The organism is Pseudocitrobacter sp. RIT415, from assembly GCF_003057695.2.
Taxonomy (GTDB): domain Bacteria; phylum Pseudomonadota; class Gammaproteobacteria; order Enterobacterales; family Enterobacteriaceae; genus Pseudocitrobacter; species Pseudocitrobacter faecalis.
The window spans coordinates 150548-164365 of sequence record NZ_QBJC02000009.1 but is presented as its reverse complement, the minus strand read 5'-3'; the positions used below and the strand labels follow the sequence as shown (position 1 = coordinate 164365).

The 13818-nt window shown below is 52.4% G+C and carries 15 protein-coding genes; 7 read left to right on the top strand and 8 right to left on the bottom strand.

All coding sequences use genetic code 11. The features are described from left to right. Window positions 1-174: 174 nt before the first annotated feature. The 5 genes from DBY68_RS11745 to aspA form a co-directional block, all read right to left on the bottom strand. Window positions 175-750 (bottom strand): transcriptional regulator, encoded by a 576-nt coding sequence (locus DBY68_RS11745; protein ID WP_108476097.1) that lies wholly within the window; start codon window positions 748-750, stop codon window positions 175-177. A 46-nt stretch (window positions 751-796) separates the two neighbouring features. After that, window positions 797-2479: a protein-disulfide reductase DsbD gene (locus DBY68_RS11740; protein WP_108476098.1), complete on the bottom strand. Its 1683-nt coding sequence runs from the start codon at window positions 2477-2479 to the stop codon at window positions 797-799. Next, window positions 2455-2778 (bottom strand): divalent cation tolerance protein CutA, encoded by a 324-nt coding sequence (gene cutA, locus DBY68_RS11735; RefSeq protein ID WP_108476099.1) that lies wholly within the window; start codon window positions 2776-2778, stop codon window positions 2455-2457. The genes DBY68_RS11740 and cutA overlap by 25 nt, the downstream gene beginning before the upstream one ends. Window positions 2779-2877: 99 nt before the next feature. Then, window positions 2878-4179 carry an anaerobic C4-dicarboxylate transporter gene (locus DBY68_RS11730; RefSeq protein WP_108476100.1) on the bottom strand — a complete coding sequence of 434 codons (1302 nt, stop codon included), beginning with the start codon at window positions 4177-4179 and terminating at the stop codon, window positions 2878-2880. Window positions 4180-4293: 114 nt separating this feature from the next. Then, entirely contained in the window at window positions 4294-5730 is a 1437-nt protein-coding gene (gene aspA, locus DBY68_RS11725) for an aspartate ammonia-lyase (protein ID WP_015966241.1), read from the bottom strand. A 334-nt stretch (window positions 5731-6064) separates the two neighbouring features. Here aspA and DBY68_RS11715 point away from each other — a divergent pair, with 334 nt between their 5' ends. Then, window positions 6065-6535, top strand: coding sequence for an FxsA family protein (locus tag DBY68_RS11715; RefSeq protein ID WP_108476101.1), 471 nt, complete (start codon window positions 6065-6067; stop codon window positions 6533-6535). A 21-nt stretch (window positions 6536-6556) separates the two neighbouring features. Here DBY68_RS11715 and yjeH read toward each other — a convergent pair whose 3' ends face one another. After that, a complete protein-coding gene (yjeH, locus tag DBY68_RS11710; RefSeq protein WP_108476102.1) occupies window positions 6557-7795 on the bottom strand; it encodes an L-methionine/branched-chain amino acid transporter in 1239 nt (412 codons plus the stop codon). A 251-nt stretch (window positions 7796-8046) separates the two neighbouring features. Between yjeH and DBY68_RS11705 the strand changes: the two genes are divergently transcribed. The 3 genes from DBY68_RS11705 (at window position 8047) to DBY68_RS11695 (ending at window position 10518) form a co-directional block, all read left to right on the top strand. Continuing rightward, a complete protein-coding gene (locus DBY68_RS11705) occupies window positions 8047-8340 on the top strand; it encodes a co-chaperone GroES (RefSeq protein ID WP_003855929.1) in 294 nt (97 codons plus the stop codon). A 43-nt stretch (window positions 8341-8383) separates the two neighbouring features. Next, window positions 8384-10030 (top strand): chaperonin GroEL, encoded by a 1647-nt coding sequence (gene groL, locus DBY68_RS11700; RefSeq protein WP_015966238.1) that lies wholly within the window; start codon window positions 8384-8386, stop codon window positions 10028-10030. Between the two features lie 134 nt (window positions 10031-10164). Beyond that, the gene (locus tag DBY68_RS11695; RefSeq protein WP_108476103.1) at window positions 10165-10518 is read left to right on the top strand and encodes a DUF4156 domain-containing protein; all 354 of its coding nucleotides are present in this window, start codon (window positions 10165-10167) and stop codon (window positions 10516-10518) included. Window positions 10519-10572: 54 nt separating this feature from the next. Here the strand turns inward: DBY68_RS11695 and yjeJ are convergent, their stop codons facing one another. Beyond that, window positions 10573-11430 carry a YjeJ family protein gene (gene yjeJ, locus DBY68_RS11690; RefSeq protein WP_108476104.1) on the bottom strand — a complete coding sequence of 286 codons (858 nt, stop codon included), beginning with the start codon at window positions 11428-11430 and terminating at the stop codon, window positions 10573-10575. A 199-nt stretch (window positions 11431-11629) separates the two neighbouring features. Continuing rightward, window positions 11630-12658 carry an EF-P beta-lysylation protein EpmB gene (gene epmB, locus DBY68_RS11685; protein ID WP_108476105.1) on the bottom strand — a complete coding sequence of 343 codons (1029 nt, stop codon included), beginning with the start codon at window positions 12656-12658 and terminating at the stop codon, window positions 11630-11632. A gap of 40 nt (window positions 12659-12698) precedes the next feature. On the opposite strand from epmB, the gene efp reads away from it, so the two are divergent. The 3 genes from efp to ecnB all read left to right on the top strand — a co-directional run bounded on the left by efp (window position 12699) and on the right by ecnB (window position 13715). Continuing rightward, on the top strand, window positions 12699-13265 hold the full coding sequence (gene efp / locus DBY68_RS11680) for an elongation factor P (protein WP_108476106.1): 567 nt from the start codon (window positions 12699-12701) through the stop codon (window positions 13263-13265). A 67-nt stretch (window positions 13266-13332) separates the two neighbouring features. Next, window positions 13333-13464 (top strand): entericidin A/B family lipoprotein, encoded by a 132-nt coding sequence (locus tag DBY68_RS11675; RefSeq protein WP_108476107.1) that lies wholly within the window; start codon window positions 13333-13335, stop codon window positions 13462-13464. 104 nt (window positions 13465-13568) lie between these two features. Then, window positions 13569-13715 (top strand): lipoprotein toxin entericidin B, encoded by a 147-nt coding sequence (gene ecnB / locus DBY68_RS11670; protein WP_015966233.1) that lies wholly within the window; start codon window positions 13569-13571, stop codon window positions 13713-13715. Window positions 13716-13818: the final 103 nt, after the last annotated feature.

Sequence of the window (13818 nt, the reverse complement as noted above, 5' to 3'; positions counted from 1 at the left end):
AATCGAACCAAGGACACGGGGATTTTCAATCCCCTGCTCTACCGACTGAGCTATCCGGGCAACGGGGCGCATTAAACCGTAAAGGGCCGTTGGCGTCAACGGGTTTCAGCAAAATAAGTGACAAAAACGCGTTAACTGCATGCTTTTCGTGCAAAGCGCCCGAAAAGAGTACACTCAGGTCAATGCACCGCCCTGACGACACTGCGCAAAGCGCAGAATGTCTTCAGCCAGACGATGCGCCGTATCGACATCTACCTGGCTACGATTAACCAGCATTCGGCTCAGGCAGCCTTCCAGTACCAGTTCCATCTGTTTTGCCACCATTGCCGGGTCATCGACTTCCAGTTGAGTGAGCAGGTCGTGGCTAAACGTGTAGGCCGCTTGTTTCTGTTGATCCGCCAGTTGATGGATTGGATGGTCCGGGTCTGGATAAAAGGTACAGGCAGCGATAAACAGGCAGCCAGGATAACGCTGATTGCTGACGCAGTCCGTCAGCGCATTATAGCGCGCCAGCAGCTTTTGCTCAGCAGTCAATTCATCATTGAGCATCAGCTGACGACGCCAGATATCCACTTGCTGGCTAAGATAACGTAGCGCGTCATAAAGCAGAGCTTCACTATCCGGCCAATAACGCCTTAGCTCATCCAGTGGACGATCGACACGTTCGGCAACCATCTCAAGCGTAGTGCTGGCTATCCCTCTGATCTCTAGTAAGTGGAGGGCTTCTCCCAGGACATCTTCACGTTGCACGGTGTTCTCCTTCGTTCCCAACGGTTTTTCCCGTCTAAAGTGTTGTCTACGGTTGGCGATCGCGCAAATGCGCGTTGAATGCCGCAGCATCCATAAATCCGGTTACCCGTTGTGTCGGCTGTTCCTGCCCCTCTTTATTGAAAAAGAGAATAGTAGGCAGGCCCAGTACGTTTAAATGCTTCAGTAGCGCGGCGTTCTGCGCGTTGTTAGCCGTCACATCCGCCTGCAACAGTACGGTATTGCTTAACGCCTGTTGAACCTGTGAATCGCTAAAAGTGTACTTCTCAAACTCTTTGCAGGCTACGCACCACTCGGCGTAAAGATCTAGCATGACTGGCTGACCTTTGGCTCTCGCCAGCGCCTGGGTGAGTTCATCGACGCTGCTTATCTGAGTAAAGTTCAGATGAGGGCGATCCTGCGTGGCTTCCGTGTTGCCGAAGGCCCAGTCCTGTAACGGACGCACGCTGATTAACGCGGCAGCGAGCAGGACAATCTGCCCAAGCCGCATCCACGGCTTTTGCGCACCAAGGCTGGTGATAAACGCCCAGCCAAAGAATGCGACGCCGAGGAGTGACCATAACCGGAGGCCCCACGTCTCGCCAATAACCCGTTCCAGCAGGAAAACCGGCAATGCAAGGATCACAAAGCCAAACGCCGTTTTGACATGCGCCATCCACGGCCCGCTTTTCGGCAACAGGCGATTGCCAAAGACAGTAACCAGAATCAGTGGCAGACCCATCCCCAGTGCGTACAGATAAAGTGTGCCGCCACCTAACAGCAAATTACCACTTTGCGCAATGTAGAGCAGGATGGCACTCAACGGTGCGGTAGTACATGGAGAGCAGATCAGCCCGGCAATCGCGCCCATCGCGAAAACGCCGCCCAGAGACCCGCCCTGCTGGCGATTGCTCATCAACGTTAATCGCGTTTGTAGGGACGACGGTAGTTGCAGCGAGAACGCGCCAAACATCGATAGCGCCAGCAGGATAAACACCGCAGAGAGTCCAATGAGCACGTACGGATGCTGCAGAGCAGCCTGGAACTGCATGCCGGCGGCGGCGACAACCAATCCGAGCGCGGTATAGGTGAGCGCCATCCCCTGGACGTAGATAAACGCCAGCAGCAGCGCACGCGCTGTGGAGAGCCGCTGTTTACCGCCCAGCACGATCCCCGAAATAAGCGGATACATCGGCAGCACACAGGGCGTGAAGGCTATGCCTATGCCGATGAGCAGCGCCCAGAGCGCGGAGAAGGGTAAATCCACGCTGGCGGGCACAGAGGTTTCGATCGGCGCGGTGGTTGCCACAACCGCACTCAGGGGAACGGTTCGGGTTTCGGGCGGATAGCAGAATCCCGCGTCAGCACAGCCCTGATACGTTACCGTCAGGGTCGCGCCCTGAGACGCCTGGTTAATCGTCAACGGTACGGTTAGCTGCTGACGATAAATCTCACTTTTGCCGTAGAATTCATCTTCATGCCACTGTCCGGCGGGCAGCACCAGCGGCGATGTTTGCGCCTGATTAGGTACGACCTTAATTTGCTGGCGGTAAAGGTAGTATCCCTCTTTAACCTGCCAGGTAAGATTGAGATCCTGTTGGTTCTGCTGAAAATCGAAAGCGAACGCCTGGTCCGCCGGAACAAAGTTAGAGCGGCCGGGCGCGTCGAACAGACCGGCAAAGGCGGATGTGCTGCACAGCAGCAGGATCAGCGTAAGGATGCGTTGAGCCATGAGAGATAATCGCTGTCTCCGTGAGTAACGGGTAAAACTAATAATTCCGGGGTCTGATACGGGTGATGAGACTTCAGGCAATCGAGCAGCGCCTGCTGATGTGTGAGGTCAGTTTTCAGTACCATCTGCACTTCGTACTCCTGCTCCAGCTTTCCTTCCCAGTAATAGAGCGACGTCGCGCCGGGAATGATTGTCGCGCAGGCGGCCAGTTTTTCCGCCAGCACTTTGGCGGCGAGATCCTGGGCAGTCGCTTCATCCGGGGCAGTACAGAGAACAACAACAGCGTCGGTAGTGCTCATCATCAACCTCGTATCGGTGAAAGAGGCAACTATAGCACGGTGTGGTGTGGGGGAGGCGCGAAACGGGCCGCATAGCGGCCCGGGTTTAAGGTTTTTTACTTACAGCATGATCCCGCCGAAGATGAAACCTAAGATGACGCACAGGGCGATGGCAATAACGCCAGGCACCAGGAAGGCGTGGTTAAAGACGTATTTGCCGATACGCGTTGAACCAGTATCATCCATTTCAACCGCCGCGAGTAGAGTTGGGTAGGTTGGCAGAACGAACAGTGCAGAAACCGCAGCAAAAGAGGCAATCGCTGTCAGCGGGGTAACACCCAGCATCAACGCGGCAGGCATCAGGGCTTTGGTGGTTGCCGCCTGGGAGTAGAGCAGGGTAGCGGCAAAGAACAGCACGACAGCCAGCAGCCATGGGTAGTTGTGCAGCAGATCACCCGCTACTGCCTGAATATCCGTGATATGCGCTTTCACGAAAGTATCACCCAGCCAGGCCACGCCCAATACGCAGACACAGGCGCTCATACCGGATTTAAAGGTGCTGGCGTTGAGGATCTCGCCCGTATCAATTTTGCAGGTAAAGCAAATCAGCGTCGCGATAGTCAGCATGAAGACCACAATCGCTTCGTTACGCGGCAGTACCGGGTTCTGAATCAGGCCAACCGTGTCGCTGATGGCGGTAGCGTAGAACATTACCGCGACGATACCGATCAGGAACAGCAGCACAGAACGTTTCGCGTGCGGTTTCAGTTTGAAGACCTGGCTTCCGCGCAGTTTCACTTCACCTTTAGCCAGACGCTCCTGATAAACCGGATCGTCTTTCAGTTCGCAGCCCAGGAAGTTACACACGCAGGCGGTGAGCATAACGGCAATCAGCGTGACGGGAATACAGATAGCCAGCAGCGTCAGATAGCTTACGCCCATCGGTTCCAGGATACCGGCGAAGAAAACCACCGCCGCGGAAATCGGTGATGCGGTGATCGCAATCTGTGAGGCGACAACGGCGATAGAGAGCGGACGAGACGGGCGAATACCCTGCTCTTTCGCTACCTCGGTGATAACCGGCAGCGTGGAGAACGCGGTGTGCCCGGTCCCGGCCAGAATGGTCATAAACCAGGTGACCAGCGGAGCCAGAAAGGTGATGTACTTCGGATGACGGCGCAGCATACGCTCCGCCAGACTGACGAGGTAATCCATCCCCCCGGCAACCTGCATGGCGGCGATAGCCGCGATAACCGCCATGATGATTTCAATGACATCGAACGGAATTGCTCCTGGGTTAATTTGAAATAAAAGGGTGAGGATAAGAACGCCGAAGCCACCGGCAAAACCAATGCCGATACCGCCGAGCCTTGCTCCGAGATAAATCGCAAGCAGGACAATAACGAGCTCTGCACCAAACATATTAGCCTTCCTTGTGTTTACAAGTTGATATTAGAATGTTGTAGGTTGGTAAATCATAAAAAGCAAAAAGGGCATGTCATTGCTGACATGCCCTTTGTATCTTAACCGCTACTGTTACTGTTCGCTTTCATCTGTATAGCGTTTCGCTTTGTAGGCCGGGTGCATCAGGTTCTGTGCCGAGAAGATATCGTCCAGCTCAGCTTCTGTGAGCAAGCCGCGCTCCAGAACGACTTCACGTACGCTCTTACCGGTTTCAGCGCAAATCTTACCGACGATGTCGCCGTTATGGTGGCCGATGAACGGGTTCAGGTAGGTCACAATCCCGATAGAGTTGTAGACGTAACCTTCGCAAACCGCTTTGTTAGCGGTGATACCATCAACGCATTTTTCCAGCAGGTTGTAGCAAGCGTTGGTCAGAATGTGGATAGACTCAAACATTGCCTGACCAATCACTGGTTCCATCACGTTCAGCTGTAACTGACCCGCTTCGGAAGCCATGGTTACTGTGGTGTCGTTACCAATGACTTTGAAGCACACCTGATTAACCACTTCTGGCACAACCGGGTTAACTTTCGCTGGCATGATAGACGAGCCAGCCTGCAGTTCCGGCAGATTGATTTCATTCAGGCCAGCACGCGGGCCAGAAGAGAGCAAGCGCAAGTCGTTACAGATTTTGGACATCTTCACAGCCAGACGCTTCAGTGAGCTGTGAACCATCACATAAGCGCCGCAGTCAGACGTCGCTTCAATCAGGTCTTCCGCCGGAACCACCGCCAGGTTGCTGACTTCCGCCAGTTTCTGCACTGCCAGCTGCTGATAGCCATCCGGGGTGTTCAGGCGCGTACCAATAGCCGTTGCGCCGAGGTTAACTTCCAGCAGTAATTCTGCAGTGCGCAGCAGGTTTTTGGTTTCTTCATTAAGAAGCACGTTGAACGCGTGGAATTCCTGGCCGAGGGTCATCGGCACCGCATCCTGCAGCTGGGTACGACCCATTTTCAGGATGTCCTGGAACTCAACCGCTTTACGCTGGAAGCCTTCGCCCAACTGATGAATCGCATCCACCAGTTTTACAATTGAGGTGTACACCGCGATGCGGAAACCGGTCGGGTAAGCATCGTTAGTGGACTGACATTTGTTAACATGATCGTTCGGATTCAGATACTGATATTCGCCTTTCTGATGTCCCATCAGTTCAAGGCCAATGTTCGCCAACACTTCGTTGGTGTTCATGTTAACGGATGTGCCCGCGCCGCCCTGGTAGACGTCAATCGGGAATTGATCCATGCATTTGCCGTTGTTCAGGACTTCATCACACGCCGCAATAATCGCGTTAGCAACGCCTTTTGGAATGGTCTGGAGTTCTTTGTTTGCCAGCGCAGCGGCTTTCTTCACCATCACCATACCGCGAACAAACTCTGGGATATCACTGATTTTACTGTTGCTGATATAGAAGTTTTCAATCGCTCTCAGAGTGTGAACGCCATAGTACGCGTCCGCAGGGACTTCCCTTGTACCTAACAGGTCTTCTTCGATACGAATGTTGTTTAGCATGTGAACCTTCTTTTGCAATCTGCCAATGAATTCACCAAATACGCAGAATTTACGAGGTTATGCGTATTTTCTGGCCGACGATTATGTCCTTAATCGACCCGGTGCCCGTGATCATATGCTGATGATAGCGAATTACAGTAATCTTGATCACTTATTACGAGGCGATTCTCATAAGATTTATTGATTTGTGAAATGGGTCACCGCTTGACCATTGTTGACAAAAATTTCTCGGCTGTCTGATTGAAAAATGACAGGCCGCCACCATTTACACTGGGTGACAGCAGCAAAATTTATACGTGAAGGCGAAAGCATTCACGATTAACAGGAGAAGCCAGTGCGCTGGATACCGCTTATTGCTATTTTTCTTTATGTTTACATAGAGATATCGATTTTTATTCAGGTCGCCCATGTCTTTGGCGTCCTGCTCACATTAGTTTTAGTCATCTTTACTTCCGTGATTGGTATGTCGCTGGTGCGTAACCAGGGCTTCAAGAATTTCGTGCTGATGCAGCAGAAAATGGAAGCGGGAGAAAGTCCGGCGGCGGAGATGGTGAAAAGCGTTTCGCTGATTCTGGCGGGTTTACTGCTTTTACTGCCGGGTTTCTTCACCGACTTCCTCGGCCTGTTGCTTCTGCTGCCGCCGGTGCAGAAACATCTGACCATGAAACTGTTACCGCATCTGCACTTTTCGCGCATGCCGGGCGGCGGGTTCAGCGCCAGCAACGATGGCGGGCAGACGTTTGATGGTGAATATCAGCGTAAAGATGAAGAACGCGACCGTCTGGATCATAAAGACGATCGCTAAATGTGAGTGGAATGGCGCGGTTTACGCGCCATTACTTTTTGGCAGGAATAGCCAGAATACCGCCAGCATCACCACCGCATACAAGCACTTCCATCCCACCATTGCCAGCAAAACGACGCAAAGCAGTGTCCCTATCGCCGCCAGCGCCTTATAGCGCCCCTTCAGCAATCGGCACCCGGCAAGCATGCACAGTAAATAGATAACAATGAAGATACCGTTGGCGTAGACGATAAGCGCATCAAGGTTGATATCGAGCCAGAAAATCGCCAGCGTGCTGATCACGCAGCAGCCTAATACAGCATTCAGCGCATTTACGGGGAGCTGTTTTTTCGACAGGCGGGAAAGGGGGCTCTGCGGTTTACTTTGCGCCTGCGTCCACACCAGACGCGCGAAGCTTTGAATATAAATGTTGAGACTGGCAAAGCAGGCGAGGTAGCCGATAACGCAGGCAACCCACAATGCCTGAACGCCAAAGAGTTGCACTACGATGGTGGGTAGCGAGGCGGCAGCGGCCAGCTCGCTGTTATAGGCATTGAAGTGTAACACCACGACCGTACAGGCCCAGTAAACAGTACCGGCGAGCAGCAGGCCAATCATCAGCGCACGGGGGAAATCGCGCTCCGGATTTTTGAATTCAGAGGCCAGATGGGCGAATGCCTCCAGGCCGACGAAGCACCAGAACATCACCGAGAGCGCCGAAAACAAATGGTTGGGTGCAATTTGCGTTACGGGTGGGAAGGGGATTTCGCTCAGGCGAATATCGCCAAACCACCAGATGGCGGCAATGAGTGCCACAATGAGTACTGCAACCAGCGTTTGCAGGTTGGCGCTGGAGCTTGCCCCGCGCGAGCCCAGCCACCAGACAATTGCCAGCGTGCCAATCTCCGCCAGCAACAACTGGCTGTCGTGCCAGCCAAACAGCGCCTGGCCGAATCCGGTGGCGATGTGTAATGCCGCCGGGAGACCGACGGGGATCACCGAAAGAAATAGCCAGCCGGTCACGCGTGCCAGGCGAGGGCCGAACGCCATGTCAACAAAGTGAGCCACCCCGCCCGCGCTGGGAAAGTGACGGCCCAGAATGGCGAAAACAATGGCGACGGGAAAGACAAGGATTATCAGAACGGGCCAGGCCCACAGGCTATCGCCCCCGGCAACGAGCGCCGCCAACGCAGGTACCGCAAAGACACCGGTACCCAGCAATGAAGTTGAAAGTAAACCCACACCCTGAGCCAACCCCAGCTCTTGTTTCAGACCACTCATGACCGCGTCCCGGCATTGGTAAAGAAATGAATAGTAACACAACCCTTATTGGCTGAAACGCAAGCGATTTACCCTGTTTTTCGTCGGGGTACACCGTTTCGCTGCGATCGCAATTTTTTCTGAAATTTTTTTCGACCTCCCCCTTGAAGGGGGGATGGCCCATCCCCATCTCTCTGGTCACTAGCCGGAAAACCGATTGCGGCCCGGCGTCACCCATAACTGATAAAGACTTTCTCAAAGGAGAGCTATCAATGAGTATTCGTCCGTTACATGATCGTGTGATCGTCAAACGTAAAGAAGTTGAAACGAAATCTGCTGGCGGCATCGTTCTGACCGGTTCTGCAGCAGCAAAATCAACTCGTGGCGAAATCATCGCTGTCGGTAAGGGTCGCATCCTGGAAAACGGGACTGTGCAGCCGCTGGACGTTAAAGTTGGTGACATCGTTATTTTCAACGATGGCTACGGTGTGAAATCTGAGAAGATCGACAATGAAGAAGTGTTGATCATGTCCGAAAGCGACATTCTGGCAATTGTTGAAGCGTAATCCGCGAACGACACTGAACATACGAATTTAAGGAATAAAGATAATGGCAGCTAAAGACGTAAAATTCGGTAACGACGCTCGTGTGAAAATGCTGCGCGGCGTAAACGTACTGGCAGACGCAGTTAAAGTAACCCTGGGCCCGAAAGGCCGTAACGTGGTTCTGGACAAATCTTTCGGTGCGCCGACCATCACTAAAGATGGTGTTTCCGTCGCGCGTGAAATCGAGCTGGAAGACAAATTCGAAAACATGGGCGCGCAGATGGTGAAAGAAGTTGCCTCTAAAGCGAACGACGCTGCAGGCGACGGTACCACCACCGCGACCGTACTGGCTCAGTCCATCATCACTGAAGGCCTGAAAGCTGTTGCTGCGGGTATGAACCCGATGGATCTGAAACGTGGTATCGACAAAGCGGTTCAGGCTGCTGTTGAAGAGCTGAAAGCGCTCTCCGTACCGTGCTCTGACTCCAAAGCTATCGCTCAGGTAGGTACCATCTCCGCTAACTCCGACGAAACCGTAGGTAAACTGATCGCTGAAGCGATGGATAAAGTCGGTAAAGAAGGCGTGATCACCGTTGAAGACGGTACTGGTCTGGAAGATGAGCTGGACGTCGTTGAAGGTATGCAGTTTGACCGTGGCTACCTGTCTCCGTACTTCATCAACAAACCGGACACCGGTGCTGTTGAACTGGAAAGCCCATTCATCCTGCTGGCTGACAAAAAAATCTCCAACATCCGCGAAATGCTGCCAGTTCTGGAAGCCGTTGCGAAAGCAGGCAAACCGCTGGTTATCATCGCTGAAGATGTTGAAGGCGAAGCGCTGGCTACGCTTGTGGTTAACACCATGCGCGGCATCGTGAAAGTGGCTGCGGTGAAAGCACCGGGCTTCGGCGACCGTCGTAAAGCTATGCTGCAGGACATCGCAACCCTGACTGGCGGTACCGTTATCTCTGAAGAGATCGGTATGGAGCTGGAAAAAACGACCCTGGAAGATCTGGGTCAGGCGAAACGCGTTGTTATCAACAAAGATACCACCACCATCATCGATGGCGTGGGTGAAGAGTCTGCGATCCAGGGCCGTGTTGCTCAGATCCGCAAACAGATCGAAGAAGCAACCTCTGACTACGATCGTGAAAAACTGCAGGAACGCGTTGCTAAACTGGCAGGTGGCGTTGCAGTGATCAAAGTGGGCGCTGCTACTGAAGTTGAAATGAAAGAGAAGAAAGCACGCGTTGACGATGCCCTGCACGCGACCCGTGCGGCGGTAGAAGAAGGCGTGGTTGCTGGTGGTGGTGTGGCGCTGGTTCGCGTTGCAGCGAAACTGGCTGGCCTGACTGCTCAGAACGAAGACCAGAACGTGGGTATCAAAGTTGCGCTGCGCGCAATGGAAGCTCCGCTGCGTCAAATCGTGACCAACGCCGGTGAAGAACCGTCTGTTGTTGCTAACGCGGTTAAAGCGGGTGAAGGTAACTACGGTTACAACGCCGCAACTGAAGAATACGGTAACATGATCGACTTCGGTATCCTGGACCCAACCAAAGTAACTCGTTCTGCTCTGCAGTACGCGGCATCCGTTGCGGGCCTGATGATCACCACCGAGTGCATGGTAACCGACCTGCCGAAAGGCGACGCGCCTGATTTAGGTGCTGCTGGCGGTATGGGCGGCATGGGTGGTATGGGCGGCATGATGTAATCGTGCGCTATACCCCATAGCAACAAAGAAACCCCTGGTCAGAAATGACCGGGGGTTTTTCTTTTGGTCATCTTTTTAGTATAAGGTTTACACACGGACGACATGCGTCCAGCTCATTGATTGTGGGGAATAACATGCAGGTAAAATATTTAGCAGGGATCGTTGGCGCCACGCTGCTGTTAGCTGGCTGTAGTTCCAGCAACGAATTAAGTGCGGGTGGGCAGAATGTTCGCTTCGTTGAAGATAAGCCGGGCGCAGAATGCCAACTGTTAGGTACTGCAACAGGTAAGCAAGGAAACTGGCTTTCTGGGCAGATGGGTGAAGAGGGCGGCTCAATGCGCGGTGCGGCGAATGCGTTACGTAACCACGCGGCAGAGATGGGCGGCAACGTGATTTACGGTGTCAGCAGCCCCACTCAAGGCATGCTTTCAAGCTTTGTGCCTACCGACACCGAAATGAACGGTCAGGTTTATAAGTGCCCAAACTGATTATTCAGGGGCGCTAAGTGCCGGATGGCGACATATCGCCGCCATCCTGTGCCATCAGGCTGGCGTTTTTACCGACTGAACGCGTAAATGATACAGCGCGCGTAAGCACTGTTCCTGCGTCAGCTGCTGCCCGTTATTCGCGTTCAACGTTCTGACATACACCTGACACGGCGTGCCGGCCAGCTTTTTCAGTCGTGGGCTGAAATCGAGTAAGCGGCGAGAAATGGCCTGCGCTTCTTTGCTGCCCGACGGGGTACGCGTTTTGACAATGCTACCGCTGAAGCACTCTTTACCCGCTTTATCGGTAAAGCGATAAAGTACCGCCAGATAATGGCTGAACAAATCGTGTTTCCATTGCGCCTGATCGTAGAAATCATATTCCAGACTGCCTTTTTCCTGACAATCGGCATCATAGAGTGGCAGAAAATCGAGCAGGGATGAAATACGCAGTGCCAGCTCTTTCATTCCCGCATTATTAATAGCATGAATAATTGCTTTAACCAGAAGATCAATTTGCAATGCATTAATGGTTAATTCGACGATATCACCACTGTGTAACTTCAAGGCGATCGTTAAATCATCTTTGCCATTGTGCGTTAATTCCAGACCATCGATGCGGTAATTCACATCGGCATGACGAAGTTCGTCTTCCTGAAGCGCCGGTACGCTTTCCAGCATCTTTTTGGCGGTTTTATCACGCGCTTTCTCATACTTCTGCCGATCATCGCCTTGCAGCTGATGTAGCGCCGCGAGACGGCTTTCCAGGGCGATGAAGAGGTCTCTGAGTACCAGCGCAGGGAAAAAGAAGAGGGATTCCTTGTTTTTTGGCTCTTTGATTTTTAAGGCCAATGCGACGAATGCATTTCCCTGACGAATAACACCAGTATTAACACCCTTAATATTTAATGCCATATTGGTTCTCCATAACCATATATCTTGTAAATAATTTGCCAGAAAATATAGATATATATTATTAATTGAGGCTATATCAGATGGGGAGGTAAAATATCACAGCTGTTACTGATGTCCAGATAATCTCAGTCGGGCAACTATTATTAATTAACTATATCGATAGTGAATAATATTGCCCTCATAATAGAGGGCAGATAAATTATTGCTGACGAAGCTGAAGATCCAATGGCGTTTTGCTAGGCTCGCCGCCGATTTCACGCGCCAGTTTTGGCACCATATAACCGGAAATCAGTGTCAGAAGTTCGCGCATAATATGACGTGCTTCGTCATCGCTCACCAGGAAGTGGGCTGCGCCCTGCACTTTATCGAGAACGTGAAGGTAGTAAGGCATCACGCCCGCATCAAAAAGCGCGTTACTGAGGTCAGCAAGCGTTTGAGCATGATTGTTCACGCCGCGTAGCAGCACGCTCTGGTTTAATAGCGTCACGCCTGCCTGACGTAAACGCCCCATTGCGGCACGAAACGCATCGTCTATCTCTCTGGCATGGTTGATGTGATTCACCAGCAGGATTTGCAGCCGACTTTGCGCAAAACGCGTAACCAGCGCATCGGTGATGCGTGCCGGAATAACAATCGGCAAGCGACTATGAATGCGCAGACGTTTTACATGCGGGAGAGCTTCCAGGTGCGTTATCAGCCACGCCAGTTCATGGTCTTTCGCCATTAGCGGGTCGCCGCCGGAGAAAATAATTTCGTCCAGCTCAGGATGCTGCGCAATGTAGTCGAGCGCGGCCTGCCAGTTACGCTTGTTGCCCTGGTTTTCCGCATACGGGAAGTGACGACGGAAGCAGTAACGGCAGTTCACCGCACAGCCGCCCTTGACCAGTAACAACGCACGATTGTGGTATTTATGCAGGAGCCCTGGTACCACGCTGTGCTGCTCTTCCAGCGGATCGGTCGAGAAACCGGGCGCGGTGACAAACTCGTCCTGCGCGGTTAAAACCTGACGCAATAACGGGTCATTTGGGTTACCTTTTTCCATCCGGGCGATAAACGCGCGGGGAACGCGAAGCGGGAAAAGACGTTTCGCTTCTCTTCCTGCGAGCAATTTTTCATCAGCGTCTACATTTAAAAGACGTAATAGTTCATCCGGATCGGTCACAACATCGGCAAGTTGCGATAACCAATCTTCTCTGGATGGGGTATTTAGGGTTACAATATGCGCCATTTTGTGGCTTAGCTACCATTTCACAATTTCAGAGGGCCTTATGGCGACTTACTATAGCAACGATTTTCGTGCTGGTCTTAAAATCATGTTGGATGGCGAACCGTACGCGGTTGAATCCAGTGAATTCGTTAAACCAGGTAAAGGCCAGGCGTTTGCTCGCGTTAAACTGCGCCGCCTGCTGACCGGCACCCGTGTAGAGAAAACCTTCAAGTCTACTGACTCCGCTGAAGGTGCTGACGTTGTCGATATGAACCTGACTTACCTGTACAACGACGGTGAGTTCTGGCACTTCATGAACAACGAAACCTTCGAACAGCTGTCTGCTGATGCAAAAGCGATTGGCGACAACGCAAAATGGCTGCTGGACCAGGCTGAATGCATCGTGACCCTGTGGAACGGCCAGCCTATCTCCGTGACCCCGCCGAACTTCGTTGAACTGGAAATCATTGAAACCGATCCAGGTCTGAAAGGCGACACCGCAGGCACTGGCGGCAAGCCGGCGACCCTGTCCACTGGCGCAGTGGTTAAAGTTCCGCTGTTCGTTCAGATTGGCGAAGTGATCAAAGTGGATACCCGCTCTGGCGAATATGTATCCCGCGTGAAGTAATCCATGTTATAAATGGATGAATGAGGGCGCAGCACCGCGCTGCGCCTGATGATTTCAGGCAAGGATGATGACACGTACCGTTAAAACACTTCTACTGTTGATTGTCGCTGGCACCCTGCTTAGCGGATGCAACACCGCGCGTGGCGTTGGTGAAGATATCAAAGATCTCGGCAGCATCATCTCTCACGCCGCCAGCTAACCTTCATAATTCTTAAATCGTTCTCCTTTTCCGTCGAAGCGCGGGAATTTGTCTATGCTTAACAGGCTACATGCATAAAACATTGACCATTAAAGGACGACATGATGATTAAGAAAACAATTGCAGCGTTTTTTACCGTGGTAGTGCTTTCATCTGTACTGACGGCGTGTAATACAACGCGCGGCGTTGGCGAAGATATTTCTGATGGTGGCAATGCGATTTCCGGTGCGGCCACTAAAGCTCAGCAGTAATTTGCACTCCTGAGCGGTACGGTGATGACCTCACCGTACCGCTCTTCCTGTTTGATCCTCGCGTTATCGATTGATAAAATATCCGCTCACCATCGCCTTGCGG

Excerpts from the sequence above, each read along its gene's own strand:
- DBY68_RS11740 (WP_108476098.1), bottom strand. The coding sequence starts at position 2,479 with ATGGCTCAACGCATCCTTACGCTGATCCTGCTGCTGTGCAGCACATCC.
- cutA (WP_108476099.1), bottom strand. The coding sequence starts at position 2,778 with ATGAGCACTACCGACGCTGTTGTTGTTCTCTGTACTGCCCCGGATGAA.
- DBY68_RS11730 (WP_108476100.1), bottom strand. The coding sequence starts at position 4,179 with ATGTTTGGTGCAGAGCTCGTTATTGTCCTGCTTGCGATTTATCTCGGA.
- aspA (WP_015966241.1), bottom strand. The coding sequence starts at position 5,730 with ATGCTAAACAACATTCGTATCGAAGAAGACCTGTTAGGTACAAGGGAA.
- yjeH (WP_108476102.1), bottom strand. The coding sequence starts at position 7,795 with ATGAGTGGTCTGAAACAAGAGCTGGGGTTGGCTCAGGGTGTGGGTTTA.
- DBY68_RS11705 (WP_003855929.1), top strand. The coding sequence starts at position 8,047 with ATGAGTATTCGTCCGTTACATGATCGTGTGATCGTCAAACGTAAAGAA.
- groL (WP_015966238.1), top strand. The coding sequence starts at position 8,384 with ATGGCAGCTAAAGACGTAAAATTCGGTAACGACGCTCGTGTGAAAATG.
- DBY68_RS11695 (WP_108476103.1), top strand. The coding sequence starts at position 10,165 with ATGCAGGTAAAATATTTAGCAGGGATCGTTGGCGCCACGCTGCTGTTA.
- yjeJ (WP_108476104.1), bottom strand. The coding sequence starts at position 11,430 with ATGGCATTAAATATTAAGGGTGTTAATACTGGTGTTATTCGTCAGGGA.
- epmB (WP_108476105.1), bottom strand. The coding sequence starts at position 12,658 with ATGGCGCATATTGTAACCCTAAATACCCCATCCAGAGAAGATTGGTTA.
- efp (WP_108476106.1), top strand. The coding sequence starts at position 12,699 with ATGGCGACTTACTATAGCAACGATTTTCGTGCTGGTCTTAAAATCATG.
- DBY68_RS11675 (WP_108476107.1), top strand. The coding sequence starts at position 13,333 with ATGACACGTACCGTTAAAACACTTCTACTGTTGATTGTCGCTGGCACC.
- ecnB (WP_015966233.1), top strand. The coding sequence starts at position 13,569 with ATGATTAAGAAAACAATTGCAGCGTTTTTTACCGTGGTAGTGCTTTCA.